This is a genomic window from Cupriavidus sp. SW-Y-13 (genome assembly GCF_009793345.1).
Taxonomy (GTDB): domain Bacteria; phylum Pseudomonadota; class Gammaproteobacteria; order Burkholderiales; family Burkholderiaceae; genus Cupriavidus.
The window spans coordinates 3,011,080-3,030,792 of sequence record NZ_WHLX01000001.1 but is presented as its reverse complement, the minus strand read 5'-3'; the positions used below and the strand labels follow the sequence as shown (position 1 = coordinate 3,030,792).

At 63.7% G+C, this 19,713-nt stretch carries 20 protein-coding genes; 4 read left to right on the top strand and 16 right to left on the bottom strand.

Annotated elements, in window-relative coordinates; translation table 11 throughout:
* Nucleotides 1-15 precede the first annotated feature (15 nt).
* Both GA566_RS13555 and GA566_RS13550 read right to left on the bottom strand, forming a co-directional pair.
* Nucleotides 16-951 carry a recombination-associated protein RdgC gene (locus tag GA566_RS13555; protein WP_160472972.1) on the bottom strand — a complete coding sequence of 312 codons (936 nt, stop codon included), beginning with the start codon at nucleotides 949-951 and terminating at the stop codon, nucleotides 16-18.
* A gap of 140 nt (nucleotides 952-1,091) precedes the next feature.
* On the bottom strand, nucleotides 1,092-1,691 hold the full coding sequence (locus tag GA566_RS13550; protein ID WP_137923336.1) for a YSC84-related protein: 600 nt from the start codon (nucleotides 1,689-1,691) through the stop codon (nucleotides 1,092-1,094).
* A gap of 183 nt (nucleotides 1,692-1,874) precedes the next feature.
* Here GA566_RS13550 and GA566_RS13545 point away from each other — a divergent pair, with 183 nt between their 5' ends.
* On the top strand, nucleotides 1,875-2,405 hold the full coding sequence (locus GA566_RS13545) for a hypothetical protein (RefSeq protein WP_237380171.1): 531 nt from the start codon (nucleotides 1,875-1,877) through the stop codon (nucleotides 2,403-2,405).
* A 71-nt stretch (nucleotides 2,406-2,476) separates the two neighbouring features.
* On the opposite strand, the gene GA566_RS13540 is transcribed toward GA566_RS13545, so the two are convergent.
* Together GA566_RS13540 and GA566_RS13535 are read right to left on the bottom strand one after the other, a co-directional pair.
* Entirely contained in the window at nucleotides 2,477-3,310 is an 834-nt protein-coding gene (locus GA566_RS13540) for an aldo/keto reductase (RefSeq protein WP_160472971.1), read from the bottom strand.
* Between the two features lie 129 nt (nucleotides 3,311-3,439).
* On the bottom strand, nucleotides 3,440-3,838 hold the full coding sequence (locus tag GA566_RS13535) for a 4-oxalocrotonate tautomerase (RefSeq protein ID WP_160472970.1): 399 nt from the start codon (nucleotides 3,836-3,838) through the stop codon (nucleotides 3,440-3,442).
* Between the two features lie 152 nt (nucleotides 3,839-3,990).
* Here GA566_RS13535 and GA566_RS13530 point away from each other — a divergent pair, with 152 nt between their 5' ends.
* A complete protein-coding gene (locus GA566_RS13530; RefSeq protein WP_160472969.1) occupies nucleotides 3,991-4,875 on the top strand; it encodes a LysR family transcriptional regulator in 885 nt (294 codons plus the stop codon).
* A gap of 120 nt (nucleotides 4,876-4,995) precedes the next feature.
* On the opposite strand, the gene GA566_RS13525 is transcribed toward GA566_RS13530, so the two are convergent.
* Together GA566_RS13525 and GA566_RS13520 are read right to left on the bottom strand one after the other, a co-directional pair.
* Complete coding sequence (locus GA566_RS13525; RefSeq protein WP_160472968.1) at nucleotides 4,996-5,979, bottom strand: tripartite tricarboxylate transporter substrate binding protein; 984 nt, start codon at nucleotides 5,977-5,979, stop codon at nucleotides 4,996-4,998.
* Nucleotides 5,980-6,127: 148 nt separating this feature from the next.
* Nucleotides 6,128-6,601 carry a DUF2147 domain-containing protein gene (locus GA566_RS13520; protein ID WP_137923331.1) on the bottom strand — a complete coding sequence of 158 codons (474 nt, stop codon included), beginning with the start codon at nucleotides 6,599-6,601 and terminating at the stop codon, nucleotides 6,128-6,130.
* Between the two features lie 1,708 nt (nucleotides 6,602-8,309).
* On the opposite strand from GA566_RS13520, the gene GA566_RS13515 reads away from it, so the two are divergent.
* Nucleotides 8,310-8,912 carry a histone H1-like DNA-binding protein gene (locus GA566_RS13515; protein ID WP_160472967.1) on the top strand — a complete coding sequence of 201 codons (603 nt, stop codon included), beginning with the start codon at nucleotides 8,310-8,312 and terminating at the stop codon, nucleotides 8,910-8,912.
* A gap of 226 nt (nucleotides 8,913-9,138) precedes the next feature.
* On the opposite strand, the gene GA566_RS13510 is transcribed toward GA566_RS13515, so the two are convergent.
* The 10 genes from GA566_RS13510 to GA566_RS13465 all read right to left on the bottom strand — a co-directional run bounded on the left by GA566_RS13510 (nucleotide 9,139) and on the right by GA566_RS13465 (nucleotide 18,133).
* Complete coding sequence (locus GA566_RS13510) at nucleotides 9,139-9,606, bottom strand: hypothetical protein (protein ID WP_137923327.1); 468 nt, start codon at nucleotides 9,604-9,606, stop codon at nucleotides 9,139-9,141.
* 69 nt (nucleotides 9,607-9,675) lie between these two features.
* Nucleotides 9,676-10,623: a carbohydrate kinase family protein gene (locus GA566_RS13505; protein WP_137923326.1), complete on the bottom strand. Its 948-nt coding sequence runs from the start codon at nucleotides 10,621-10,623 to the stop codon at nucleotides 9,676-9,678.
* A 110-nt stretch (nucleotides 10,624-10,733) separates the two neighbouring features.
* The gene (tpx, locus tag GA566_RS13500; protein ID WP_137923325.1) at nucleotides 10,734-11,234 is read right to left on the bottom strand and encodes a thiol peroxidase; all 501 of its coding nucleotides are present in this window, start codon (nucleotides 11,232-11,234) and stop codon (nucleotides 10,734-10,736) included.
* Between the two features lie 82 nt (nucleotides 11,235-11,316).
* Complete coding sequence (locus GA566_RS13495; RefSeq protein ID WP_160472966.1) at nucleotides 11,317-13,044, bottom strand: DUF3426 domain-containing protein; 1,728 nt, start codon at nucleotides 13,042-13,044, stop codon at nucleotides 11,317-11,319.
* Nucleotides 13,045-13,053: 9 nt separating this feature from the next.
* Nucleotides 13,054-13,968, bottom strand: coding sequence for a 50S ribosomal protein L11 methyltransferase (gene prmA, locus GA566_RS13490; protein ID WP_137923323.1), 915 nt, complete (start codon nucleotides 13,966-13,968; stop codon nucleotides 13,054-13,056).
* A 42-nt stretch (nucleotides 13,969-14,010) separates the two neighbouring features.
* Entirely contained in the window at nucleotides 14,011-15,378 is a 1,368-nt protein-coding gene (gene accC / locus GA566_RS13485) for an acetyl-CoA carboxylase biotin carboxylase subunit (RefSeq protein WP_137923322.1), read from the bottom strand.
* A gap of 118 nt (nucleotides 15,379-15,496) precedes the next feature.
* Complete coding sequence (gene accB, locus GA566_RS13480) at nucleotides 15,497-15,955, bottom strand: acetyl-CoA carboxylase biotin carboxyl carrier protein (RefSeq protein ID WP_137923321.1); 459 nt, start codon at nucleotides 15,953-15,955, stop codon at nucleotides 15,497-15,499.
* A 135-nt stretch (nucleotides 15,956-16,090) separates the two neighbouring features.
* Nucleotides 16,091-16,534 carry a type II 3-dehydroquinate dehydratase gene (gene aroQ, locus GA566_RS13475; RefSeq protein WP_370459308.1) on the bottom strand — a complete coding sequence of 148 codons (444 nt, stop codon included), beginning with the start codon at nucleotides 16,532-16,534 and terminating at the stop codon, nucleotides 16,091-16,093.
* A gap of 315 nt (nucleotides 16,535-16,849) precedes the next feature.
* Nucleotides 16,850-17,398, bottom strand: a complete 549-nt coding sequence (locus tag GA566_RS13470; RefSeq protein ID WP_137923319.1) for a TlpA disulfide reductase family protein — start codon at nucleotides 17,396-17,398, stop codon at nucleotides 16,850-16,852.
* Nucleotides 17,399-17,449: 51 nt separating this feature from the next.
* Nucleotides 17,450-18,133, bottom strand: a complete 684-nt coding sequence (locus tag GA566_RS13465; RefSeq protein WP_137923318.1) for a UDP-N-acetylmuramate--alanine ligase — start codon at nucleotides 18,131-18,133, stop codon at nucleotides 17,450-17,452.
* A 172-nt stretch (nucleotides 18,134-18,305) separates the two neighbouring features.
* On the opposite strand from GA566_RS13465, the gene mpl reads away from it, so the two are divergent.
* The gene (gene mpl, locus GA566_RS13460; protein WP_160472965.1) at nucleotides 18,306-19,703 is read left to right on the top strand and encodes a UDP-N-acetylmuramate:L-alanyl-gamma-D-glutamyl-meso-diaminopimelate ligase; all 1,398 of its coding nucleotides are present in this window, start codon (nucleotides 18,306-18,308) and stop codon (nucleotides 19,701-19,703) included.
* Nucleotides 19,704-19,713 lie beyond the last annotated feature (10 nt).

The window sequence follows — 19,713 nt, the reverse complement described above, 5'->3', positions numbered from 1 at the left end:
CAATCCAGCCTCTTGTCAGGCTGCCTTGCGCTGCTCCACCGGGGCTGCGCCTTCGGGCCGGCGTTCGCCGCCCAGGGCATCGGTGAGGTCGGTCAGCAGGCCGGCCAGTTCGCCGGCCATCAACGCGAAATCGGCGTCGAAGCGTTCGGCTTCGTCATGGAGCGTGGCGTCGGCCTGCTCCTTGATGACGTCGAGCGGGTTCACGCGCTTGACGGCCAGCGCGTCGGTCAGCACAAAGGAGACACGGTCGTTCCACGTCATGGCCAGTCGCGTGCAGCGCTTGCCGGCGGCGATGTGGCGGCGCAGGTCTTCGGGATCGAGCGGATGGCGCACATAGCGGACCGTGGCCTTGCTCTCGTTGCTCGATTGGAGCTCGATTTCCTGATCGACTGTGAAGCCGGCCGGGGCGGTCTCGGTCGCCAGCCATTCGGTCATGGCGGCAACGGGCGAGAGGTTGACCTGCAGGCCGACTACCGGCAGCGGGTCGATGGCCTTGAACAGCATGCCGCGCACTTCGTCCGCCTTGGCAGTACCGGCAGCGTCGATGGCGAGCCAGCCGCTGACGGGATCGATCCAGACGCGCGTATCGCGTCGAATGCTGAACGCCCGGGGTAGCAGCTCCTCGGTGATCTGCTCCTTGAGTTCCTTGAGTTGCTTGCGGCCGGGCTTGAAGCCTTGCTGCTCTTCGAGTTCGGCGGCGCGTGCCTTGGTGACTTGGTTCACCACGGTGGCGGGCAGCAGCTTCTTCTCGGTTCGGAGCACCAGCAGCATCTGGCGGTTGACGGTATGCACGAGTTGGTCGTTATCGCGCGGCGATGCCCAGCCCTGGGTTTGCATTTCGAGGCTGGTGCCCGGATAGAACGCGTGCTTGGCCAGGCAGGCTTCCACGTCTTCGGCGCTCAGCGTCCACGGGGCGGAGAAACGATGGATCTGGAGATTCTTGAACCACATAGGGAATTCGGCCTCGCGTACGGATTGGAAATTGGCAAGGGACGAATTCTAACGGGTCGGGGCCGCGCGGCGCGCCAAGAAAAACGCCCATTGCGCGGAGGCTTCCGCACAATGGGCGCATTCAAAGTCCCTCGGCTTGCTCAGATGTCGAGCTTCGAGATCTTGGTGCCTTCCAGGCTCAGGCCCGCCATCACGCCGGCATTGGTCATTGCGAAACCGATGATCGGCTGCTGCGCCGTGTTGGTATCGATCTGGCCGTTGGCGCCAATCGTGGCGAGTGCCACGGTGGCATCTGCACCAACTTGCCAGCCGCTGCTGCGTACGAACTTGTCGTAGGCGTCCTGCGTCATGAACATCAGCACGAAGGCTTTGGACTGCGCGCCGATCTGCCAGCCGATCGAGCCGGAGATTGCGCGATAGTAACCACGGTTGGCGCCACCGGAGCGCAACACGCCATCGCCGTATTCGCCACCCACGATGAAGCCGGCGGACAGCAGCTTGGGGAAAATCAGGATGCCCTTGGCCTTGGCGCCCAGGTCACGCGCGCCGCTGGCGGTGGCGTAGAGGCGATTCAGCGTATCGCTGGCATTGGTATCGATTTCGCGGCGCTTGGACGCGGGATCACCCCCGTCCTTGGGGCCAGTGAAACTGCAACCCGTAAGCGACAGCGCACCGAGGGAAAGACCGGTAAGTCCGACAACACCGGCGCTGCCGGCGGACAGGAAGGTTCGACGTTTCATTATTTCCTCCAGGGGGTTCGTGTGTTGCAACCGCCTCTACAGCATAGGCGGGCAAGGCACTTCCGCAAATGCGATTTTGTCTGACACGGGGCCGGAGGGACTCTGACATGACCTCTACATACTTTCTTGCAAATTGACGGAACTTATTCAGGAACTGCATTGTTCCATGGGAGTCTTTGAGTCATGCACAAGACATATGCCCCCTCCGCAAGCGCCGCACGCCAACCCGGTCGTGTGGATTCCCAACCTGTCGCGGCTGCGATTGATGCAGTGCAGCGATGCACGCCGCGCCTGCCCAGCATCCGTCTGGGTGCCGCCGCGGTGCCCCTGGCGGCGCTGTTTCTGGCGGCGTGTTCCTCGGCGCCTTCGGTAGAAACACCCGAAACCAAGCAGGAAGTTGCCCAGCTGAATTCTGGCTGGCAGGCCGAGCGCGCTAAATATATGGAGTGCGTCCAGGAAAAGGCGGACACGGGCGCGAAGGGTAAGGGCACCTCGCGCGACGTGGCCGCCGGTGCCCTCGATGCCTGCAAGGGTCAACTTACCGTCATGCACGACGCCTTCCAGTCCTACCTTTCCGCGCAGATGAGTTCGGCTCATGGCCAGAACAGCGCCCGCCAGGCGGCGGATCGCGTGACGACGGATACGCGCGAGAAGGCGCGCACATATCTGACGCGTTATGTGGAAGTGGAGCGCTACAAGGCGGGGCAGCGCTGAATTTCTTCTCACGCGCCGATAGAAATAGCTAACGACGATGCGACGCCCCTAAGCGTCGCATTTTTCTTTTTTTAAAGCATGGCGAGCGGCTGTGCATGGCGGGGCGGCGGAAACAGTTGATCGAGTTCTGCCCGCTGGGCCGCCGTCAGCGTGATGGAGAGCGCGCCCGCGTTCTCACGCAGACGCTCGCGGTTGCCCGTCTTGGGAATGGCGATGACGTCATCCCGATCAAGCAGCCATGCCAGCGCCGCCTGCGCTGGTGTCATGCCATATGTTTGCGCGAAGTCTTTCAGGCCCGGGTTGCGCAGTAGCCGGGCCTGTTCGATGGGGGAGTACGCCATCACCGGCACGTTGCGATCGCGCAACCATGGCAGGAGGTCGAACTCGATGCCGCGCCGGCTCAGGTTGTAGAGCAACTGGTTGGCAGCCACGGCGTCGCCGCCCGGCGTATCCCAGAGTTCCTCCATATCGGCGAGGTCCAGATTGCTGACGCCGAAGTACCGGATTTTTCCGGCCTGCTGCAAGGCGAGGAATGCCTCGATGGTTTCCTCAAAGGGGATGTCACCGCGCCAGTGCAGCAGATACAGGTCGAGATGGTCGGTACCCAGCCGGCGCAGGCTGCGCTCGCACGCGGCCACCGTGCCCATGCGGCTGGCATTGTGGGGATAGACCTTGCTGACCAGGAAGGCGTCATCGCGGCGGCCGGCCAAGGCTTCACCGACCAGCGATTCCGATAGCCCTTCGCCATACATCTCGGCGGTGTCGATCAGGCGCAGACCCATGTCCAGACCGAGGCGCAGCGTGGCGATTTCCTCGGCGCGCGACTCGCGATGATCGCCGACATTCCAGGTGCCCATGCCCAATGCGGGAACGCGCTCGCCGCCGGGTAGCGTGACGTGCTTCATGCGGTGTCTCCGGTGCAGGAAGATAGACCCTCCACACTAGTGAACATCGCCTCCCGGTACAAGCCCGCCGCTTGCATGGCAGTCGTGCACCGGGCGCAGCAATCAGAGCACTGGCCGTTTCGTCCGCGATCAACCGTGCTGGTGGCGGAACTCCTGTGTCTTGCCGCCGTAGCCATAGGCCGCGGCCCGGGCGTCGATCACGTAGATATAGGACACCGGATTGACGTCGCCGATGATCTCCGACAGCGTGGCGAAGGTCTGCTTCAGGTACTCGGCTTTCTCGGCCTTGGTGTTGGTCTCGTCGGTCACGCTGATATCGAGTTGGAACGCGTTGCGGCCGGTGCTGTGTTCGGACAGTGGCTTGCCGCCGATGAACCATTGTTCGCGCGGCAGGAACGTGACCGTGGTGGCGATTACGGGAGCTTCCTTGCGCAGCACGCGCTGGGTGAGTTCGCCCACGGCGGCCACGGCTTTCTGCATCAGTTCGGTGTCGGGATGGCCAGAGATCTGCAGGGAAATGTGGGGCATGACAGGCTCCTTGAACGGTGATTTCCTCGGGTGCAGTGCATTGATGGAAGCGCTGCGTCGATGTCATCGTAGTGCCTGCCTTGATATCGGAAAAGCGGGAATATACGATACCATCCATCGGATTAACCGAATCGAATACGGATCGACATATCATGCGCAGTTTCGAGACCGACCAGCTCAGGACCTTTGTCGTCGTGGCCGATAGCGGCAGCCTTTCTGCCGCCGCGCCACGGTTGTTTCTTTCGCAATCCTCGGTGAGCGAGCAACTGCGCAAGCTGGAAGAACGCGCTGGCGTTTCGCTGCTCAAGCGCGGGAAGAAAGGGGCGGTACTGACTCCCGCCGGCGTGCGTTTGCTCGACTACGCCCGGCGCATCCTGACGCTCAACGAACTGGCGATGGCCGAGTTGCACGGCCAGTCGCTGGACGGCGAACTGCGGCTCGCCGTGACCGATTATTTCCGCCCCGGCGAGATCGCCGGCATGCTGCGCCGCCTGCGCGATCGCTATCCGTATCTGAAGCTGCACGTCACGGTGATGAAGAGCGCAGCCATCGACGCCGCAGCGGACATGGATGCATTCGATATCGGTCTCGGCATGCGGCTCGTTGGCAGCGGCGCCCAGTCCCGCTCCGCCGCGCGAGGCGGGGTGGTGTTGCGGCGCGAGGAACTGGCGTGGGTGGCCGCGCCCGAGGTGGCGGAGGCGGCAACGGAAACGCTGCCGCTGGTGCTGTTGCCCGATACCTGTTCGATGCATCAGTTCGTGGTGCAGCTGCTGATCCGCCGCAAGCGCACGTTCGACATTGCGCATTCGGCGTCCGGCGTGGCGGGTTTGCACCTGGCGCTGGCTGCGGGCCTGGGTGTGTCGTGCCTCAACGCGTCGGCCATCGGCCCCGGTGTGCAGCCGCTGGATGCGGCGGCCGTGGCCAAATGGAAACTGCCGGCCCTGCCATCGGCGGAGTTCTATCTGCTAGGTGCGCGGCGCGGTGAGAGCGAGTTCATTGGTCAGGCGCGCCAGGCGCTGGCGGAACAGTTCGGCTAGTGGCCGGTATGCACGATGCTTCGCATGCGTCGCGCGATGACTATATATAAGGAACAAAGCCCGCTCGAAGCGGGCCTTGTTTGCAGTTGACAGCGAGCGGCAGGCAGCGCGCGGGAAGAATTACTCGGCGCTCATGTGCGCGTTCTTCGCGATACGTCCCAGACGATCGCGCTCGGACTTGATGAACGCGACGAAGCTCTCCACCGAACCACCGGCCGGCTCGATACCGTTCTGGATCAGCCGTTCGCGGATCTCGGTGTTCTGCATGCCTGCCGTCAACTCTGCATTCAGGCGCTTGACGATGGCGGGGTCGGTCCCCTTGGGCGCGAAGATGCCCGCCCAGTGGCCGATGCGAACTTCGGGCAGGCCTTGCTCGGCCGTGGTCGGGATATTGGGTGCGGCGGGCATGTGCTTGTCCCACGTCGCGCCCAGCGCCTTGAGTTTGCCGGCCTTGATCTGCGGCAGCACCACGATCGACGCTTCCGAAGTGGCAGCCACCTGGCCGCCGATCACCGCAGTGATGCTTTCCGAACCGCTCTTGTAAGGCACCACGGTCAGGTCGGCGCCTTTCTCCTTGAGCATCTCTTCCACGAAATGCGGCGTGCTGCCGCTGCCTGCCGTGGCGAACGGTACGCCACCCTGCTTCTTCGAGTAGGCGACCAGTTCCGAGACATTGTTCACCGGCAGCGACGGCGATGCCACGATGACCGACGGACTCACCGCGATGAGTCCAACCGGCACGAGGTCGTCAGCCTGGTAGGGCATCTTCGGCCGAATCAGGCTGTTGGTGACGGTGCCCACGGCGCCGACCAGGAACGTATAACCATCGGGCTTGCTCTTGGCCACGTAGTCCGCGCCCACCACGCCACCTGCTCCCGGACGGTTCTCGATCACCACGGGCTGGCCGATGCGCTTGCTGACGGCTTCGGCACCGGCACGCGCCACGAGGTCGTTGGCGCCGCCGGCCGTGAACGGCACGACGAACTTGATGACGTGATTCGGCCACGGGTCGGCGGCATGCGCAAGCGGAGCGAGGAGCGTGGTGGCGGCGGTAGCAGCGGCGAGTGCCAGAACCCGGACGGGTCCTTGGAGGGAATCGGTCATGCTTCAGTCTCCGGAATGTTATGTGGGTTTGAGATACCCATCCTACCGAAGGAAGCTGTCAGTTACCTGTAGCGAGTGGAGGCAGGCTGGGTCGCCTGCCTGCCGCCCCCACAGCCCCGCGATAATGCGCAGCGATGGGGGCTGGCCATCACTGCTGGCGGATCCAGCTCTGCGTGCGGCCAATCAGGCTGATGCCGATGAAGCCGCGCACGTTGAGGGTCTTGCCGTCGTCGGCCAGCGACATCTTGCACTTGTAAAGTTTGCCGGCCTCGGGATCCAGAATTTCACCGCCGGTCCATTCGTTGTCGCCGGTCTTCTTCAGTCCGGTGAGGATCGTCATGCCGATGATCGGCTGATCCTTGCGCGAGTCGGTGCACTTCTCGCAAGTGGATGGCTTGCCTTCGGTCGGCACCAGGCTCTTCACGAGCTTGCCGCTGTACACGCCATCCTTCTCGGTGATCTCGATGACGCCGCGCGGCTTGCCGGTGGTGTCGTCGATCGTGTGCCAAGTGCCGGCCGGCGTGGCCTGGGCGGCGGCCATTGCGCTGGCTGCCATGGTGCCGACAAAAGTGGAAGCCAGGATGGCGGCGCGAAGCAGGGCGCGGATGTCGGTCAGGCGCATTGAAGTCTCCTTTTCAGAGTGTCAGTGTTTCGGTCGTTTAGTCGTGCAGTGTCGCAGGGTTGCAGCAAGGCGAGGAACGTTGCGTCAGGGCGTTGCCACACGCGACGCCAATCTACTGGGGGTCGGTGCGCTCCGCAATGACCCCCATCATTTGCGTACGCACCAGAGCAACCCCCGTGACATAGCCAGAGCGACTGGCAGTTGGCGGCTGTACGGGATTTTGTCGTGCAGCATATCGGGCGGGCAAGATCGTCCGAGGTATTCCTCTAGCCCTCCGTTCTTGGTGCGCTCCTGCGCCAGGTATTGGTAGGAACCCGGAGGCGCACACGCGTGTTCGCACCACGTTCGCCATCGGAGTGGATAGCGACCCACGACTGTCAGGTCAGACATCAAGAGATCGTTCGCCTGCCGTGCATCGACGATGCCGATGCGCGGTTGATGCGCTATCGATCCAATCTGCAAGCAAGCGATGCAAGCCGGAGACGGATGCGCGCGTGTGTCGACGCCTGTCGCGCATGTCGAATTCGATTCGAGTTGGTATCGATCGATGCCGATGCATGGACGCAAACACGCGTCGCAGAGACAAACCGTTGCGCTGACGCATCACTCTTTCGTCGTACTAAAGCAACCGCCGGATCGATGCGTGCGCACCGCGTCGTTGCATCGGCGCGATGTGCGAACGAGCGATTTATTTTCTCTGCGCAAGGATGTCGAAACGACGATGTCTCGGTTAAGCCAGAAGCCGCGGCGCCTCTTGCTCGACGTTGCGCGCGACAAGCGCGAGAGACATACGCATGATCCGAAAAGCCAATGTCCATGCGGTTCTCCAGCCGTTGGCTTGTGCGGGGACGTGGAGTTTCGAAGCGCATCGCGATGGTGACTGCGCACGTGTTGCACCGTGCGTGAATGTAATGCGCGCATGCTCGACGAAGACGCGTGACGACGCGTCGGACCATCATGCCGACACACGCGGATGGAACTTCGTTGATGGTGTGGCAGTCGAGATCGATGTGTGTGTCGATGGTGTTGTCATCGCAGAGCGCGCACGAAGTAGATCGATTCGATCTTGCGCGCAAGTTTTTTTGCACTTTTTTCTTAACATCATCGAGCAAACGAATTATGATTCGCCTTGACAAGAGTCTCACTTCATTGCATCGCGTGTCGTGTCACAACAAGCAAGCACAAGTAACGATGACACGATGCTCGATGACCGAGTGAATGCGGGTAGCCGAGGAGCACCAGAACTTTGACGCAGACCGAGCCGATCCGGTTTTCTACAACGCGTGCAGTGTGCTGTAGCCCAATGACGGGATGGGCGAGCTACCCTCTGATGAATGCCGTCTGCAGTGCGCGAGGCCAAGCCCGTGCTGCAGGCCTGCTGACCGATATCTCCTCTTTTCTGGCTGCGCGCCGACACGACGGACGGCGCGGGCCAATCGAATATTCCAGGGCACGGCCTGCCCCGGAGATCCGCCTGTACGCTGGCTTTGTGACCAGCGCGCGGATCTCGTGCCGCCGTGAACGAACCATGCCGCGCGGTGCGACGCGCGATGGTTTCCCTGCCACCGAATTCATTAGCGTGCGGTTAGAGAAGTGTCGTGCGCCGATGAATCGCTCGCTCGATTGGGGATCGCGTCAGACGCGCCTCGGGTCGGTCGGGTCGTCCATTTAGGTCATTCGATATTTCACGTTAGTGAAGGAGTTATCCATGGCAACTGCTGCAAAGAAAAAGCCGGCGGCTAAGAAGGCCGCCAAGCCGGCCGCCAAGAAGGCCGTCGTGAAGAAGGTCGCCGCCAAGAAGGCTGCTCCGGCCGCCAAGAAGGCAGCAACCAAGAAGGTCGCCGCCAAGAAGGTAGCAACGAAGAAGGTTGCCGCCAAGAAGGCAGCACCGGCCAAGAAGGCTGCAGTGAAGAAGGTTGCGGCCAAGAAGGTTGCAACCAAGAAGGTCGCCGCCAAGAAGGCAGCACCGGCCAAGAAGGCTGCAGTGAAGAAGGTTGCCGCCAAGAAGGCAGCACCGGCCAAGAAGGCAGCGGTCAAGAAGGTCGCCGCCAAGAAGGCAGCACCGGCCAAGAAGGCCGCAGTGAAGAAGGTTGCCGCCAAGAAGGCTGCACCGGCCAAGAAGGCTGTTGCTGCCAAGAAGCCGGCTGCCAAGAAGGCTGCTGCACCGGCCAAGAAGGCTGCTGCCAAGAAGCCCGCTGCCAAGAAGGCTGCCAAGCCTGCTGCGGCGCCTGCCGTTGCCCCTGCAGCTGCTGCAAAGACCGCGCTGAACCCGGCTGCGGCCTGGCCGTTCCCGACGGGCAACCGTCCGTAATCGCTCCGCCTCGTGCGAGCGGTCACCACAGGGAATTGCCTGGGCACGCATCGCGTGCCGCACTGACCGGATACGGCGTATCCGGTCCGCAAGACAGCAAGTCTTGCCGACCCGCCGATGGCACACGTGCCCGGCGGGTTTTTTATTTGCCGAAGCACCGGAAGCGGAAAGACAAAACGCCGCGGCCCGAGGGCACGCGGCGTCTGTTTTAGAACGGATAAGGGAATCAGTGCGTCACGCGCGTCACGCCGCCCGATGACAGCAACCTGACGCGATCGCCGGGACGGAACATCTCGTCGGCTTCCTGCGTGATGGCGCGCACGTCGCCGTCTTCCAACTGTACGGTGATTTCCAGGCCACGGCGCTGGGTGATGCGATTCTCCGCGGCGCTGCCAGCCAGTCCACCAAGCACGGCGCCCAGCAGGCCAGCCGCTACGGAACCGCCACCGCTGCCGATGGTGCTACCTGCTGCCACGCCGCCGATCGCACCGCCGGCAATGGTGCCGGCGCCGGTGGATGCCCCCTGGATCATCACCTCGCGCACGCCTTGCACGACGCCGTAGCGCACCACCTGCTCGCGCTGTGCCTGGCCCGGCGAATAGACGCTGCCGGAGTTCGAGTAGTTGGCGCAGCCACTGACCAATGCTGCCGTGGCCAGTATCGCCACGCCGCCAATTCGGAAGATCTGATTCATGGCAACTCCCGTCTGAATGCCGCGCCGTTCGTGTTTCAGGTCCGATGCGCGCGGTGCATCGTTTCCATCTTACGCGTAACGATATCCGAACGCCGATTCGAACCGGCTGCCGATCTCTTCACGCGAAATCCAGTGATTCTGCGGCCCTTGCTGAGCGATCTTGAGGGCGCCCATCAGCGAGGCGAGGCGACCTGTGGTTGGCCAGTCGAGGCCATTCTCGATGCCGTAGAGCAGACCGCCGCGGAAGGCGTCGCCGCACCCCGTGGGATCGACCACGCGTTCGGCCTGCACCGCCGGGATGGCGTGCTGCTGGCCATCTGCATAGATGGTGGCGCCACGTTCGCCGTGCGTCACGATGAACGCGCGGACCTTGGCGGCGATGTCGGCACTGGTCCATGCGGTGCGAGACAACATGACCTGCGCTTCGTAGTCATTGACCGTCACGTAGCTGGCGAGTTCAATGAACTGCCGGAGGTCCTCGCCGTTGAACAGCGGCATGCCCTGTCCCAGGTCGAAGATGAATGGGATACCTTCCTCGGCGAACTGGCGTGCGTGGTGCAGCATGCCCTCGCGGCTGTCCGGGGCGACGATGCCCAGTGCCGGACGCTGGCCCGACTTCACGGTGTCCCGCACGCTGTTGAGCGCCGACTGGTTCATCGCACCCGGGTGGAAAGCGGTGATCTGGTTGTTCTCCAGATCGGTGGTGATCATGGCCTGCGCGGTGAAGGTATCGGGCAGCGTACGGATGTGGTCCGTGCCGATGCCGAGGTCGCGGAAGTGATCCAGGTACGGGCCGGCATCCTGGCCTACCGTGGCCATCACGACCGGATCGCCGCCGAGCATCTTCAGTGTGAACGCGATGTTGCCGGCGCAGCCGCCGTACTCGCGACGCATGCCCGGCACCAGGAAGGAGACGTTCAGCATGTGAATCTGATCCGGGAGAATGTGTTCGCGAAAGCGCCCGTCGAACGTCATGATGGTGTCGTAGGCAACGGAGCCGCAGATCAGGCTGGACATTTCTTCTCCAAGTGGCCCGCGCACTCAGGGCCGTAACAAGTAAATTAAATAATTCCGCCCGTGCATGACGGGCGGATGGGTAACAATCGATTGTGTCCTACCGCACAGATTTACTTGAGCGCGGCCAGGGCAGCATCGTAGTTGGGTTCCTGTTTGATTTCGGCAACCAGTTCGCTGAACTTGACCGTATCGTTCTCATCCACCACCACGACGGCACGTGCGCATACGCCGGCCAGCGGGCCCGACTTGATGTCCACGCCGTAGGCGTTCTTGAACTCCGCGCCGCGCATCGTCGACAGCGTGACCACATTGGCCAGGCCTTCGGCGGTGCAGAAGCGGCCCATGGCAAACGGCAGGTCGGCCGATACCGTCAGTACTACGGTGTTGGTCAGGTTGCTGGCGGCTTCGTTGAACTTGCGCGCCGATGCCTGGCACACGGGCGTGTCCAGGCTCGGGACGATGTTCAGCACCTTGCGCTTGCCGGCGAAATCGGCAAGCGTCACATCCTTCAGATCCTTGCCAACCAGCGAGAAGGCCGGGGCCTTGTCGCCAGCCTGGGGAAACTTGCCGCCAACTTCAATGGCGTTGCCGCCGAGGGTCACGTTGCTCATGGTGCGTTCTCCTGATGGAATGGATGAAATACGGCCCGCCGGTCCAGTACATTGCCGGCCGGCGTGGCGGGGGCGATGGAATTCAGGGGTAGAAGATCAGCACGCGGTAGTTTGCTGCCGCCTGCTGCGTCCGGAATCGTACCCGAACCGGTAGCTCGCTGCCCGCGCGCAGACCCGTTGCAGCAAAACCGCGCTGTGCGGCCTCCAGGTACTCGGCAGGCAGCAGCACACGGCGCAGCAGTAGCTGGTCCTGCAGATCCGTCATGACAAGTTCGATAGCGGGCAGGGCCGTGGTCGCACGCCCCTGATTGCGCAGCGTGACGGCCAGTTGGTAGGCGTCGGTGCCTTCGTCCTGCTTCTGCAACTGGGAGCTTTCAATGCGTAGCGATTCAAGGTCACGCCACGGCGGCACGTCGCAACCGAGCGGCGCGCAGGCGGCTTCGAGCAATGGCCGCAACATCGGTACGCTACCGGCAAGATACGATCGTGTGAGATAGGTAGTCTGCGCAATTGCGCCGATCGCCAACACGACGACCGCAGCGACCTTCCAGCCACGCGTGTTCTTCGGTCGCGACACGGTCCTGGCCGGCGTGCGAGCTTGTTCGCGCCCGCGCGTATGGCGAAGGAAGTCGGGCGCGAAGCCCGGGCCCGACGGGTTTGATGACGGTGCAGAAGCGTCCGGACTCAGCCAGTGGCGCGTGGTGGCTTCGCGTGCTACGGCATCGGGTGTGCCATCGCGCGGCGTGACGCCGAGATCGTGCTCGATGACATCCTTGGCCTGTGCTGCCCACGCCTCGGCTTCGGGATCGGTCGGGTCTGCCACGCGAAGAAAACCGCTGGCACTGGGCACGATGTCCACGGGAGCAGGCGGCGGGGGCGCATCTGGCGGGGATATCCCATCGATGGTCAGGTCCGGCACGGATGCTGGCGCCGGCACCGATTGCACCGCATGGGGCGCCTGAGGCGCTTCCGCTGGAAACAGCGCGGGCCAGCTTGCCTTGGCGCTATAGGCGCCCGATGGTGGCTGGGTCGATGGATTCTGCGGAGCGAATGCGGCTGCCGGGTCCAGTGACGAATGCGAACCTGGCGAACCCGGCGAACTTTGCGGGCTCGTCGCTTCAGGTGCGGCGCTGGGAGACTCGTCGTCGTCGAACGTCCCATGGTCCAGAATCGGCCACGGCACCGGCGGTGCGCTGCGGGGCGCGTAGAGATCGTCGGCGTCGGGGACCGAAGCCTCGGTTTCGTCGGGGTCCGATGGTCGCTCAGGTTCAGGTTCTGGTTCTGCTTCCGGTTCCGGTTCCGGTTCCGGTTCCGGCGAAGGCACAGGTGCAGGTTCGCCCTCCGGCTCACCTTCCGACTCCGTCTCCAACCGGTCTTCCGTCGTCGGTTGTTCGTCAGCGGGCGGCGTGACCTCGGGTTCCGACATCATCGTCGTCGGCGAGTCGAGCGCGGGCACTTCGTAGCCGGGATCGAAGCCGGGGTCGAACGGTGCTTCCTGTTCGCGGGCCCGCGCGCTGTCCTGCATCCGCTCCGCGTGCGCCAGCGCGGCAGCCATCGTCACGGCTGAGGCTGTTGCGGAGGCGGGTGCGGTGTCAGGTGCTGCAGGGTTCGCAGGCGAAGTTGGGGACGGGGGCGCCGGTGCTGCGCCGGGCGTGCGCACGGGCACCTCGATCAGGTGTTCGCGCGCGTCGAAGACGGTGTCGCATTGTCCGCAGCGCACCAGGCCCTGGCGCAGCCGCAACTGGTCCGCGACAAGCCGGAACGCGGTGCGGCAGGCCGGACAGCGCGTAACGAGCTTGGCAGCAGCCATAGTGAAGGATCAGGATTGTTGGGGGATGTTTGCCGGACGCGTGCCGTGCAGGCACACCCAGCCTTCCTCGCTGCGCCATACCGACATGGCGATCCACGGCGCGTAGGACGCGGCCACTTCGTCGGCTTGCCGTTCCAGCACGCCGGACAGGATCAACCGCCCGCCCGGACGCACGCGTGCGCTGAGCATCGCGGCCATCAGCTTGAGCGGGTTGGACAGGATATTTGCCACCACCAGATCGTGCGTGGCTTCGGACACCGCTTCCGGCAGCGCAAAGCTGGCTTCCACGCGGTTGCGTTCGGCGTTATAGCGCGACGCTTCCACGGCATTCGGATCGATGTCGATGCCCACCGCATCGCCGGCACCGAGCTTCTTCGCCACGATGGCCAGGATGCCCGAGCCGCAGCCGTAGTCGAGCACGGTCTCGCCTGCCCGCACGTTCTGCTCCAGCCATTGCATGCACAAGCGCGTGGTCGGGTGGCTGCCCGTGCCAAACGCCAGGCCCGGATCGAGTTCCAGGATGACAGCGTCGGGGTCGGGCGCATCGTGCCAGGACGGCACGACCCAGATCTTCTCACCAATGCGGATCGGTTCGAATTGCGACTGGGTCAGACGCACCCAGTCCTGGTCTTCCACGGCGCGCAGCGTGAACGCCGGCACTGGGTCAACTCCGAGCTGATTCGCAGCCGCCGTGACCACCAGTGCGGGATCGGTCTCTTCGTCGAAGAGCGCCACCACGCGCGAACGGTTCCAGGCGAGCCGCGTCGGCTCCATCCCGGGCTCTCCGAAGAGCGGTTGCTCGTCGGGCGTATCGGCATCGGCGTCTTCCACCGAGACCGACAGCGCGCCGAGGTCGAACAATGCGTCGGACCAGACTTCAGCCTGTTCCTGCGCAATTTCGATCACACATTCCTGGAAAGCCACGGGATTCCTTTTCTACTGCAGGGCCGGCCCGCAGGCCACGCGTCAGGGTTTGCCGCCCGACGCGTTGGCCTTCTGGGCCAGGCGGTGTTCAAGATAATGGATGCTGGTGCCGCCTTCCACGAAGTTGGCGTCGAGCATCAGTTCGCGGTGCAGCGGCACGTTGGTCAGGATGCCGTCCACCACCATCTCCGACAGCGCAATGCGCATGCGGGCGATGGCCTGGTCACGCGTGGCGCCGTACGTGATGATCTTGCCGATCATCGAATCGTAATTGGGCGGCACGAAGTAGCCATCATACGCGTGCGAGTCCACACGGACGCCAGGACCGCCGGGCATGTGCCAGGCAGTGATGCGGCCCGGCGACGGCGTGAACTTGAACGGGTCCTCGGCGTTGATGCGGCACTCGATGGCGTGGCCGGTCAGCTGCACGTCCTTCTGGCGGAAGCGCAGCTTCTCGCCAAAGGCGATGCGGATCTGTTCCTGCACGATGTCGATGCCCGTGATCATCTCGGTGACCGGGTGCTCGACCTGCACGCGCGTGTTCATTTCGATGAAATAGAACTCGTTGTTTTCGTACAGGAATTCGAACGTGCCGGCGCCACGGTAGCCGATCTTCTTGCAGGCTTCGGCGCAGCGATCGCCAATGCGTTCGATCAGGCGGCGCGGAATGTGCGGAGCCGGCGCTTCCTCGATCACCTTCTGGTGGCGGCGCTGCATCGAGCAGTCGCGTTCGCCCAGCCAGATGGCTTGCTTGTGCTGGTCGGCCAGGATCTGGATTTCCACATGGCGCGGGTTCTCGAGGAACTTCTCCATGTAGACCTCGGGATTGCCGAAGGCACGGCCGGCTTCTTCGCGCGTCATGTTGACGGCGTTGATCAGCGCAGCTTCCGTATGGACCACGCGCATGCCGCGACCACCGCCGCCACCGGCAGCCTTGATGATCACGGGGTAGCCCACGCGGCGCGCGGTGGCCAGGATTTCCTTGGGGTCGTCGGGCAGGGCGCCTTCGGAGCCCGGCACGCACGGCACGCCGGACTTGATCATGGCCTGCTTGGCCGACACCTTGTCACCCATCAGGCGGATGCTGTCGGCGGTCGGGCCGATGAAGACGAAGCCGGATTTCTCCACACGCTCGGCGAAGTCGGCGTTCTCGGAGAGAAAGCCGTAGCCCGGGTGGATCGCCTGGGCGTCGGTGACTTCGGCGGCCGAAATGATGGCCGGCATGTTCAGGTACGACAGCGGCGAAGGGGCCGGGCCGATACAGACGGCTTCGTCGGCCAGCTTCACGTACTTGGCTTCCTTGTCGGCTTCCGAGTACACCACCACGGTCTTGATACCCAGCTCGCGGCAGGCGCGCTGGATGCGAAGGGCGATTTCGCCACGGTTCGCGATCAGAATTTTTTCAAACATGGTCTCTCTCTGCGAGATCAGGGGCGGGCCCGGGCATACCTTGAAGGCGCCTCGGGCCGACGCTGACGGCCGGGAAACGTATCCGCGCGGCCGTCCACTGCAACCGGTCCGGGCCGGTTTAGCCGATCACGAACAGCGGCTGGCCGTATTCCACGGCCTGGCCGTTCTCGACGAGGATTTCCTTGATCACGCCGGCCTTGTCGCACTCGATTTCGTTGAGCAGCTTCATGGCTTCGATGATGCAGACGGTCTGGCCTTCCTTGACGGTATCGCCCACGTTCACGAACGGCGCGGCACCCGGCGACGGTGCGCGGTAGAACGAGCCCACCATCGGCGACGTCACGATGTGGCCGGCGGGTGCCTGCGGTGCGGCTTCGGCGGCAACTGGCGCGGCAGCGGCCGGTGCGGCGGCTGCAGCCGGCAGCGCCTGCATCTGCGGCATGGCCATCGGGGCGGCCACGACCTGCGGGGGTTGCTTGACGATGCGTACCTTGCCTTCGCCCTCGGTCACTTCGAGTTCCGAAATACCGGATTCGGCCACCAGGTCGATCAGCGTCTTCAGCTTGCGCAGGTCCATCTTCTTATCCTCCAGAATCGGGTTGCCCGGCCATCCTCCTGCAAACAGCAGGGAGTGCCGGCGTTGAGTCATTGATAGGCCAGCCACGCTGCGCGTGGCGGCCCCGGTTGTCTCTGTATCTATATAGGGAGCGAACTAGCTGCCCGGTGTTGCCTGTTCCTGCGCCAGCGCATATTCCAGCGCGAGCAGATAGCCTTGCCAGCCCAGTCCGCAGATCACGCCGACAGCCTGGTCGGAGAAATACGAATGATGGCGGAACGGCTCGCGGCGATGCACGTTGGACAGGTGGACCTCGACGAACGGGATCGCCACGCCAGCCAGCGCATCCCGCAGGGCCACACTGGTATGCGTGTATGCAGCGGGATTGATGACGATGAAGTCCACGCCTTCGCCACGCGCAGCCTGCACGCGATCCACGAGCGCACCTTCATGGTTGGACTGAAACGTATCCAGTTCGATACCCGTCTCGGCAGCCCGATTGCGCAGCGCTGCGTCGATATCTGCCAGTGTCGTGTGCCCGTACGTCTGTGGCTCACGGGTGCCCAGCAAGTTAAGGTTTGGTCCATGCAGGACCAGCACCTTGCGGTAGCGGGCGGAGCGGTTGACGGTAAGGGAAGTGGACACTGCGGCTCGACCAGTTCAACGAAATTGCGCGGAGATTACCGTAGCTTAGAGGGATTTGTCTAGCGTGGGATACAAGAGGCGTGTCGATTTCCAAGCACATGCCGCCGATCACGGGGCGTTCTCGGCACAAATCAGCAATTTCTCGTTGATCGGCTGTGAGTTGGTGGCAGATCGGCGACTTTAGCGTGTAGTTCGGATGCAGATGTATCAAAAAGGAACCGCCTCCTGCTCACCACGCCCGACTCTGTCACTCCCTCGCCTCACGCTGCCTCAAGCGCCTGGTAATTCCTTGCGGAGTTCCTCGGCATGAACACGTCCCATCTTGCGGTACTTCACGGCACCGTCAGGCGTGATGACCACGGTGTACGGCAAGCCACCCTGGGCGTTGCCAAACTGCTTGGCAAGCTCGGTGCCAGAGAAGCCGGCCACCGCGAGCGGGTACTTGACCGGCACCTTTTTGAGGAATTCCTGAATATTGGTGGCGGAATCGATACCAATGCCGACAAATTCCACGTTGCGTGCCGCGTACTCGCCGTGCAGCGCGGTTAGTTCCGGCATTTCCTCGACGCAAGGGCCGCACCACGGGGCCCAGAAATTCACGACCAGCGTCTTGCCACGCAATGCCGACAGATCGAGTGCCGTACCCGATGGATCGGGCATCTTTGCTTGAAAAAGCGATTCCACGGCCGTATCGGATGCTGGCTTCGGCGACATGACGAAATGCGCGGCGAGTGCACCCGCAACAGCGGCCACGATCGCCAGGACAATCCAGACGGCGACAGGCGTTCGGCGGGAGGAGGGCGAGGAGGTTGCAGTCATAGTGTCTATATAGATAGTAGTTACCGGGCAGTCGGTAATCGGCAATGCGGGTCAGCTATCCGCCGCGGCCTTGTCGATCAGGGCACGCACCGCGTTGGCATCGGCACGGGGTACGCGCCCGGTGGCGTCGGCGCGCAGTGCGCCGCGTTCATCGTCCGCATCGTACAGCGCAATGTGGATGCCCACCGGCGCACCCAGTGCCTCGCGCACCTCCCCGGCCAGCAAACGGGTCTCGCGTGACGCCGGCCATTGCCCGCGCCACAGGAAGCTCAACGTCTCCACATCGCCCTTGCCGGCGAAGTGGCGCGATTCGCTGGTGTCGAAGTCGACCGAGGCATTGAGCAGGTGCAGCGCAACGTCCTTGGGGCTGTCGCAGAAACACTGGATATAGACATCGGAGTGTTCGGTGGCGGTGCCGTTGAGGACAGCACCCGCCAGATAGGGGCGGAATGGCGACAGATCGTCCATGGCGAGCACGGCCAGCCGGCGCAGCAGCGCCAGAATGCGGGGTTGGTTTTCACCCTGGAATAGCGCCTGGTAAGCGCGTACTTCTTCCTCGATCATCACGTTGTCAGGCAGCCATTCGCCGGCCACGCGCACGTCGCCCAGCAATTGGCGGGCAGCCTTGCGCTTGGCCGTGGCGTAGTCGGCGCCGTCTTCGGCGATCATGCGGGCAGCGGCCTGGGCGATTTCCTCGCGCAGGCGGGCGGGGTCGGAGGGCATACGTCGGGACATGGCCCGATGATACCCGCATGGCTGCCACGCTGACTGCGCGCAACCCCGGTTGCGGCCAGCCGCCGCAGGCCCGGGAACCCGAGGCATGCAGGTACAATCAGACCCTTCTTTGCTCCCGGCGGCAGTCGCCGCTGCGGATCCACGCATTTTCTGAAGCTTCCGAAGCATCTCCATGCATATTCACATCCTTGGCATCTGCGGTACGTTCATGGGCGGCCTGGCCGTGCTGGCCCGTCAGGCGGGACACCGCGTGACAGGCTGCGACGCCAACGTCTATCCGCCCATGAGCACCCAGCTCGAAGCCCAGGGCATCGACCTGATCGAAGGCTTTGATCCGGAGCAGCTGTCGCTGGAACCGGACCTGTTCGTGATCGGCAATGTGGTGTCGCGCGGCAATCCGCTGATGGAAGCCATCCTCGATCGCAACCTGCCGTATGTGTCGGGCCCCCAGTGGCTGGGCGAGCACGTGCTGAACGGCAAGTGGACGCTGGCCGTGGCGGGCACGCACGGCAAGACCACCACCACGTCGATGCTGGCCTGGGTGCTGGAGGATGCCGGCTATAACCCGGGCTTCCTGGTGGGTGGGGTGCCCCAGAACTTCGGTATCTCGGCCCGGCTGACGGACTCCGATTTCTTCGTCATCGAGGCCGACGAGTACGACACGGCCTTTTTCGACAAACGGAGCAAGTTCGTTCACTACCGTCCCCGCACGGCCATCCTGAACAACCTGGAATTCGATCACGCCGACATCTTTCCCGATCTGGCCGCCATCGAGACGCAGTTCCACCACCTCGTGCGCACTGTGCCCGGCCAGGGCCGCGTGATCGTCAATGGCGTGGAACCCGCGCTGGCCCGTGTGCTGGAGCGCGGCTGCTGGAGCGAGGTGGAGCAGTTCGGCGTGGGCGACTGGCGCGAAGGCGATGCCAAGGCGCCTGCACCGACCGGCAAGGATGCGTTCGATGTGTTCTTCCACGACGAACTGGTCGGCACCGTGGTCTGGGACCTCCAGGGCACCCACAACCGCATGAACGCCATCGCGGCAATTGCTGCCGCCCGCCATGTCGGCGTGCCGCCCGCGCAGGCCATCGAATCGCTGGGCCGCTTCGCCAACGTCAAGCGCCGCATGGAAGTCCGGGGTGTCGCCCATGGCGTGACCGTCTATGACGATTTCGCACATCACCCCACGGCGATCCAGACCACGCTCGACGGCCTGCGCCGCCGCGTGGGCAGCGCCCGCATCCTAGCCGTGCTCGAACCGCGCTCCAATACGATGAAGCTCGGCGTCATGGCCGCGCAACTGCCCGCCAGCCTGGAAGCCGCCGATCTCGTGTTTGGATATGGCGCGCCATCGGGCAAGGACGCGCTGGGCTGGAACCTGGGCGATGCGCTCGCGCCGCTGGGCGACAAGGCTCGCGCCTTCCAGGATCTGCCGACGCTGGTCGAGGCCGTGCGTGCCGCGGCGCGGCCGGGCGATCAGGTGCTGGTGATGAGCAACGGCGGGTTTGGCGGCGTGCATCAGAAGCTGCTCGATGCGATCGGCGCGGCCAACGCCGGCACCGACAACGCATAAGAGGCGAGAG

Coding starts and splice junctions, on each gene's coding strand:
- GA566_RS13555 (WP_160472972.1), bottom strand. CDS start 951: ATGTGGTTCAAGAATCTCCAGATCCATCGTTTCTCCGCCCCGTGGACG.
- GA566_RS13550 (WP_137923336.1), bottom strand. CDS start 1,691: ATGAAACGTCGAACCTTCCTGTCCGCCGGCAGCGCCGGTGTTGTCGGA.
- GA566_RS13545 (WP_237380171.1), top strand. CDS start 1,875: ATGCACAAGACATATGCCCCCTCCGCAAGCGCCGCACGCCAACCCGGT.
- GA566_RS13540 (WP_160472971.1), bottom strand. CDS start 3,310: ATGAAGCACGTCACGCTACCCGGCGGCGAGCGCGTTCCCGCATTGGGC.
- GA566_RS13535 (WP_160472970.1), bottom strand. CDS start 3,838: ATGCCCCACATTTCCCTGCAGATCTCTGGCCATCCCGACACCGAACTG.
- GA566_RS13530 (WP_160472969.1), top strand. CDS start 3,991: ATGCGCAGTTTCGAGACCGACCAGCTCAGGACCTTTGTCGTCGTGGCC.
- GA566_RS13525 (WP_160472968.1), bottom strand. CDS start 5,979: ATGACCGATTCCCTCCAAGGACCCGTCCGGGTTCTGGCACTCGCCGCT.
- GA566_RS13520 (WP_137923331.1), bottom strand. CDS start 6,601: ATGCGCCTGACCGACATCCGCGCCCTGCTTCGCGCCGCCATCCTGGCT.
- GA566_RS13515 (WP_160472967.1), top strand. CDS start 8,310: ATGGCAACTGCTGCAAAGAAAAAGCCGGCGGCTAAGAAGGCCGCCAAG.
- GA566_RS13510 (WP_137923327.1), bottom strand. CDS start 9,606: ATGAATCAGATCTTCCGAATTGGCGGCGTGGCGATACTGGCCACGGCA.
- GA566_RS13505 (WP_137923326.1), bottom strand. CDS start 10,623: ATGTCCAGCCTGATCTGCGGCTCCGTTGCCTACGACACCATCATGACG.
- tpx (WP_137923325.1), bottom strand. CDS start 11,234: ATGAGCAACGTGACCCTCGGCGGCAACGCCATTGAAGTTGGCGGCAAG.
- GA566_RS13495 (WP_160472966.1), bottom strand. CDS start 13,044: ATGGCTGCTGCCAAGCTCGTTACGCGCTGTCCGGCCTGCCGCACCGCG.
- accC (WP_137923322.1), bottom strand. CDS start 15,378: ATGTTTGAAAAAATTCTGATCGCGAACCGTGGCGAAATCGCCCTTCGC.
- accB (WP_137923321.1), bottom strand. CDS start 15,955: ATGGACCTGCGCAAGCTGAAGACGCTGATCGACCTGGTGGCCGAATCC.
- GA566_RS13470 (WP_137923319.1), bottom strand. CDS start 17,398: ATGACTGCAACCTCCTCGCCCTCCTCCCGCCGAACGCCTGTCGCCGTC.
- GA566_RS13465 (WP_137923318.1), bottom strand. CDS start 18,133: ATGTCCCGACGTATGCCCTCCGACCCCGCCCGCCTGCGCGAGGAAATC.
- mpl (WP_160472965.1), top strand. CDS start 18,306: ATGCATATTCACATCCTTGGCATCTGCGGTACGTTCATGGGCGGCCTG.